Source organism: Amphibacillus sediminis NBRC 103570 (assembly GCF_001552275.1).
In the GTDB taxonomy this organism is placed as follows: Bacteria; Bacillota; Bacilli; order Bacillales; family Amphibacillaceae; genus Amphibacillus_B; species Amphibacillus_B sediminis.
Map to the genome: position 1 here is coordinate 90366 of NZ_BCQW01000012.1, position 6692 is coordinate 97057.

At 38.1% G+C, this 6692-nt stretch carries 5 protein-coding genes; all 5 read right to left on the reverse strand.

What is annotated here, in order from left to right:
• Positions 1-307 precede the first annotated feature (307 nt).
• Positions 308-2155, reverse strand: a complete 1848-nt coding sequence (gene opp4A / locus ASE01S_RS09230) for an oligopeptide ABC transporter substrate-binding protein (RefSeq protein ID WP_067841332.1) — start codon at positions 2153-2155, stop codon at positions 308-310.
• 139 nt (positions 2156-2294) lie between these two features.
• The gene (locus tag ASE01S_RS09235; protein ID WP_067841334.1) at positions 2295-3200 is read right to left on the reverse strand and encodes an ABC transporter permease; all 906 of its coding nucleotides are present in this window, start codon (positions 3198-3200) and stop codon (positions 2295-2297) included.
• Positions 3201-3219: 19 nt separating this feature from the next.
• Complete coding sequence (gene opp4B, locus ASE01S_RS09240) at positions 3220-4182, reverse strand: oligopeptide ABC transporter permease (RefSeq protein ID WP_067841336.1); 963 nt, start codon at positions 4180-4182, stop codon at positions 3220-3222.
• A 3-nt stretch (positions 4183-4185) separates the two neighbouring features.
• A complete protein-coding gene (locus tag ASE01S_RS09245) occupies positions 4186-5121 on the reverse strand; it encodes an ABC transporter ATP-binding protein (protein ID WP_067841338.1) in 936 nt (311 codons plus the stop codon).
• On the reverse strand, positions 5108-6121 hold the full coding sequence (locus ASE01S_RS09250) for an ABC transporter ATP-binding protein (RefSeq protein ID WP_067841340.1): 1014 nt from the start codon (positions 6119-6121) through the stop codon (positions 5108-5110). Before ASE01S_RS09250 ends, ASE01S_RS09245 begins: the two co-directional genes overlap by 14 nt.
• Between the last annotated feature and the right edge of the window lie 571 nt (positions 6122-6692).

The following is a 6692-nucleotide window of genomic DNA, read 5'->3' on the forward strand; positions in this document are numbered from 1 at the left end:
TGACCAGATTAGGTGAAATCTATACATATATTAAAATAAGATTAGCATACAGTTTCATAATATAGTAGAAATAAATGAGTATTGGATCATTTCAACAGGCGAAATAGAAGCCAACTGCTATGGATCAAATCACCGTTTAGAAATGGCTATCCTAACATGCTAAAGCGTAACATGAGATTAAGTTTGTTTATTCTATTTCCTAGAGTTAGTTAAGCCAAATTCATCCCATCAAGTTGTGTAGAAAGGAAAAATTGAGACATGCTAAAATTTATTAGCTATGTCTCAATTTCTTACAACTTAATGCTATTTATTCACCCGCCACAAACGGTTCTTCCTGAGTTACTCCGAGTTCGTGACGGTGTATATCTATTCCTGGCACTTCAGGAATCGCATAATTGACAACACGGTTGTTCACTGGTACTAATATCGCACGGTAAAGGGTTGGGAAGACTGGTATTTGTTCTACCATTAATTCCTGCCACTCCTTATAGACCTCTTGACGATAGCTCACATCAAACGCTTCTTTAGACAAACCATCTGCGATGAGCTTATCGTTCTCTTCACTTGCAAAGCGTGTATAGTTAAAGACCGCATTGCGTCCATATAAGCCAGATGGATCTACATCAGAGCCAACACCCCAAGCTCCCTGGTAAATATCAATATCAGGATCATCATTTTCAATACGATCATAGAATGTGTTAAATTCAACTAGACGACCATCTACTAACTCAACCTTTAACCCAACCTGATCCCACGATTGAATGTAATAATTGGCTAGCGGTTCAGCGATATCGCCACCAGACATGCTTGCAAAATTAATGACAAGCTCGTTTCCATCTGGATCTTCACGATAGCCATCTCCATTGACATCAATATAACCCGCTTCATCCAAGATCCGCTCAGCTTCAGCTGGATCATAAGTCGGTGCTTCAATTGAATCATCGTGATAATTTTTATGAGAAGGTGGAATGAGTGTTGTGGCATTCCAACGTAACCCATTATAGAATCGTTCTCCAATCGCATTATTATCAACGGCATACCACATTGCACGTCGAAGATTTACATCTGCCATCTTCGCATCAGGATCTGGGGCAACTTCTCCCGCATCCGCATCCCATTTACCAAATTTAAACCCAATATACGTATAGGCATTATCAATTGCTCCGAGAAATTCAACGTTAGACATATCGGCATGATCAGGGTATTGGTCAGCTGGAAAACTACTTACAATGTCTACCTCTCCGCTTTGCAATGCTTGGGCTACGACAGTCGGATTAATAACACGCAACGTTACCCCATCTAGATTAGGTTCACCTCGCCAATAATCTTCGTTCTTGACAAATGTAACTGATTCACCAGGTACAATAGATTCTACTTTAAACGGACCGTAGCCAATTGGGTTAACTCGTACAGCATCTGAGGCAGGCATATCCTCGATTGGGATATCCTCGAAAATGTGTTTAGGCAATGGATAAGCCCAAACCCCACTAGATAATAACGATGGTGTGAATTGCTCATAGGTAAGTTTTATCGTTTTTTCATCAATAATTTCAATACCAGTTATAGTATCAGTTTCTCCCGCTTTATAAGCTGGCATGCCTTCGACGCTACTTAGTTGTTGCGAATAGCGCGTACCATCATAGTCAGGATGACCCACTACTTCATAAGCATAAGCCCAGTCTTCCGCAGTTACAGGCTCGCCATCATGCCAATTGACATTATCTCGAATTGTAAACGTGATTGAGCCTTCTTCCTCATCTACTTCAAACGTTGCTGCTCCATCTTGGGTATAGTTAAAATCTTCATCAATTGATAGCATTGGTTCATTAAACCATCTAATCACTTGAACATCAGGATTACCAGTATAAAAGTTATAGTTTAGAGCTCCTTCAAATGCCGTATCCAATACTAATCCAAACGTGATCGTTCCTCCATCTATGATCTCTCCTTGATTGGATGCTATTGGATCGAAATCATCAATAGAATAAATGCCATCATCATCTACTTCCTCATCCACTTTTCCTTCACTATCCTCTACTTGCGGATCCTCCTCTCCTTGTGTTTCCTCGGCATCATTACCACCACAGCCACCTAACACGAATAGAAAAATGAACATCATGGCTAATAGCAGCTTTGTTAGACTAAACTTCTTCACACAATAACCTCCCCATTTTATTTGTTCAACGTTGATCGTTGACGATCTATACTCAACACCAAGATATGATGTAAGTACCTCGATAAAGCTAAAGCTGTCTATTCTCATTATGGTGTAGATACCCTTATAGCAAAGTTGTCTATCCTCGACGTTGACGTGGATCTGTTGCGCGTTTTAATGCCTCTCCTACATTGCGTACACTCAGCATCAGTAAAAATATAAGTATGGCAGCTGGTAGCCAAATCCACCATCGATCTTGAAGTGTTTGCGGATTCCGAGCATAGCTCAGTAAAGTTCCTAAACTAGGCGTATCCTCTGGAAAACCAAATCCTAGAAATGATAATCCCGATTCTAAACCTATATTTGCAGCTAAATTCAATGTCAATATTACGATAATTAGCGAGCTCAGGTTAGGTAAAACATGACCAAACATGATTTTCCAATTTGGAGTGCCTAAAGTTTTTGACGCTTGGATGTAATCAAGCTCGCGTTCCTGTAACGCCTTAGCCCGAATAATTCTCGCAATCTCCATCCATAAAAAGGCTGTCATAATTAAGGAAAAGCTTACCGTAGAATATTTCGGTACAAGGGCTACAAAGACAATAACAAGCATCAGAAATGGCAAGATATTAAAAAACTCTAAAATCCTCATCATGACATTATCTAAGTGACCAGCAAAATAGCCTGAGATAAGACCAAAGGTGACACCAATTACCCCTGTTAAAATGGTGACAATAAATCCTATCAGTAGTGAATTACGGGTACCAATTATTAATTGACCAAATATATCTCGACCTCCATAATCGGTGCCTAACCAGAAGGTCCGAGATGGCGGCTCATGAATGGCAAAGAGATCAACACGGACAATTTCATCTAAGTCTAATACTAACGAAATAACAAAAACCGTTACTGTAATCCCAATAAAAAAGATTAAGGAGATGAGCGCTAACTTGTCATGGATAATTTCCCGCCACAAAATGGACAACCCTGTTTGGCTTTTGTGGGCCTTTTTTTCTTTTTTGATATCTAGCTTTATTGCTTCCATTAATTTTGCAGCTCCTTTCTCACTTAATTCGAATCCGCGGATCAACTAAACTTAAGATAACATCTGAGATTAAAGTACCTAATATATTGGCTATTCCAAATAATAAAACAAGGGCAATAGCAACACTTGAATCTCGCTGTAAAATGGACTCAACAAAAAGCTGACCCATTCCCGGGTAACTGTAAATCGACTCGACAAAGATGGTCCCAGATATTAATTTAGCAATATCTGATCCGAATAAAGCAGAGATAGGTAACAATGAGTTCCGAAAAATATGATAATTGTAGACACGAGATTCAGATGCTCCCTTAGATCTTGCTGTAATAATAAAGTCCTTTTGTTTAGTATCAATAATTTCGCTCCGTAAGTACTGGACAGTGCTAACAGTCGTGATAAGTGCCATTGACAATGCTGGTAATAGTAAATGATGAATCTTACTTAACACATACGCCCACGTACCTGGAGTCAATCCAGGTGCGACACTACCTCCAGTCGGAAACCAACCTGTATTAAAACCAAATATCCATAGCATAACTAAAGCAAAGATAAATAACGGGGTGGCAAATCCAAAATAAGTATAGCCCGTAATAACTTGATCTCGTAACGAATCATGGTAACGCCCACTAATAATACCTAATGGAAGGGCGATTAAGTAGGTTATGACTGTTGTTAATAATGATAGCCAAAAGGTATTAACAAGACGACTACCAATCAATTCTGTTACATCCATTTTATAACGGAAGGATTGCCCTAGATCACCACGAATAACACCAGAAATCCAATCACCATATTGTACATACCACGGGTTGTTCAAACCGAGACGTTCACGCTGAGCCGCAATGGCTGCGGGATCCAAGGTAGGATCTACCAAACCGGTTAAAGCATCACCCGGCATCATAAGGGCAATAATAAAAACAATTAAACTAAGTAGAGCAATTTGTGGTAATGCGATCATGAGACGTCTAACAATAAATTTCCACATCGCTTAGCTCCCCCCTTCCGGCATTGCCACCCAATGGGTTGCTGATATAGATTGGAGCGGATATGCTAAGCCTTCTTTATTAAAATAATAATCAAATGAGTGCTGATACTCCGCTTGTACTTCTGCACGAAACTGCTTTTGTTTTTCACGATTTCTCGGGTCAATGTCAGGAATGGCAGCGACTAAACGTTTTGTATAGATATGCTGTGGTTTATTAAAGATATCTTCCGTCGTCCCTGCTTCCACATAACGCCCTTTATACATAATTCCGATTTCATCACACATATGTTTAACAATACCTAAATCATGACTAATAAATAGATAAGTCAAATTTAAATCTTTCTGAATATCCTTCATAAAATTAAGGACTTGAGCCTGAACAGATACATCAAGAGCCGATACAGGTTCATCAGCTATAATCAGCTTTGGCTTCAGCGCAATAGCCCTAGCAATCCCAATTCGCTGACGCTGCCCACCAGAGAATTCATGTGGGTATTTTAGAATGCTCTCAGCTGTAAGACCAACCTTTTCTAACAAATCGACAACACGCTCAAGCAATTCATTTCTTGATAAGCGTTCATAGTTTCGTAATGGCTCTGCTACAATATCAAGTACACGTTTCTTTGGATTAAGTGACGAATAAGGATCTTGAAAAATCATTTGAATATCCTTACGTACATCTAATCTTTTATTTTTATTTTCTGTTAAATCATTACCTTCAAAAATAACTTGGCCCGAAGTAATAGTATTTAGCCCAATAATTGCACGACCCGTTGTGGTTTTACCTGAGCCTGATTCTCCAACTAGGCCATATGTCTTTCCCTGTTCAATCCTAAAAGAGACCCCATCAACTGCTCGAATCACATCCAACTTTCGATTTAACAAGCCACCTCGGATTGGAAAATGAACTTGTAAATCCTTGACTTCAAGAAAGCTCACTTATTTTACCCCCTTTTTCATCAGGGAAATAAAAATGTTGATAACAACTACAACGAACCCAATGGTTTGGCGCAATTTCGTGTAGTTCCGGATCTAGCTCATGGTTGCTATCATCAAGCCATGGTATTCGATCCTTAAAGCGACAACCCTGTCTTGGCAAATTTTGTAGCGATGGAACGATACCTTGGATCACATGTAATTTATCCTGTTGTCCATCTGCTTGTGGCACAGAGTTTAGTAATGAGCGCGTATATGGGTGCCTTGCCTGATCAAATAATCGATGAACCTCTGCAATTTCAACAATTTCACCTGCGTACATAACGGCTACTCGATCAGCCATTTCAGCAACAACACCTAAGTCATGCGTAATCAGAATAATTCCTGCATCCATCTTCTCCTTTAAATCACGGATTAAATCAAGAATTTGAGCCTGTATTGTCACATCTAAAGCAGTGGTTGGTTCATCAGCAATTAATAATTCTGGTGAGTTAGCAATCGCAACAGCAATTACAACCCGTTGACGCATTCCCCCTGATAATTCATGAGGGTACTGTTCACAAACATATGCTGGTCGAGGGATTCCTACTTGGTCAAGCAATGAAATGACACGCTCTTTCCTTTTCCGTTTTGACATCGTTTTATTATGTAAATAGAGGGTTTCACTAATTTGATCTTCAATCGTCATTAACGGATTTAAAGCAGTTAGTGGGTCTTGAAAAATCATTGCCATTTCGTTACCTCGAATGGCATTAAGTTTATGAGGTGGTAATTTAACCAAATCTTGTCCTTTGAATAAAATTTGTCCTTCTGTCTTGGCCCTAGTGTGTAGACCCATAATTGAAAAGGCAAGTGCACTCTTTCCACTACCAGATTCACCTACAATAGCTAAGACTTCATTTTTATTTACAGTTATTGTAAGATTGTCAACAGCAGCATAATAATCATCACGTATACGAAAAGACGTGTATAAGTTTCTAATTTCTAGCAATCTACTTTTCAACTTTATCCTCCTAGTTCATAAGCAAAATTTGTTATGACAATCATTCTCTCTTTTATTCCCTTCTTATTCCATTTCGTAGTAATATAAAGATTATTATATGTAAATGGTTTGAATAACGCAATTGTTTTTTCAGATTTTTTTCAATATTTTGTTTTTTGATGCCAATTTAATCTCAAAATGTGTTTAATTAAGTAAATAACAACCATTTTATTTATCACAATAGTTAAACGCTAAATAGTGTTAAATCAACTCCTCGATACATACTTTTTTGTAATTCATAGCTAAAGACGATCTAAGCGCAATCACTACTTTTAAAAATTGATATGTTAACTATCACATTTTTATTATAAAAAAAATCAAAATCTGTGCCATCTATCATGTAAATTTATTGTTATTATCTTGTGAAAAGTTGAATATTCCTTGAACAAATAAAAAAGCGTTGACCATCAGATTGGACAACACTTGGCAATATTAATATGTATCTTAATATATCTCTTGTCTCAAAACACCTTATGCCATATTAATTTATTTAAAAAAGCTTCAAGGCAACAATTTGCCTTGAAGCTTTTTT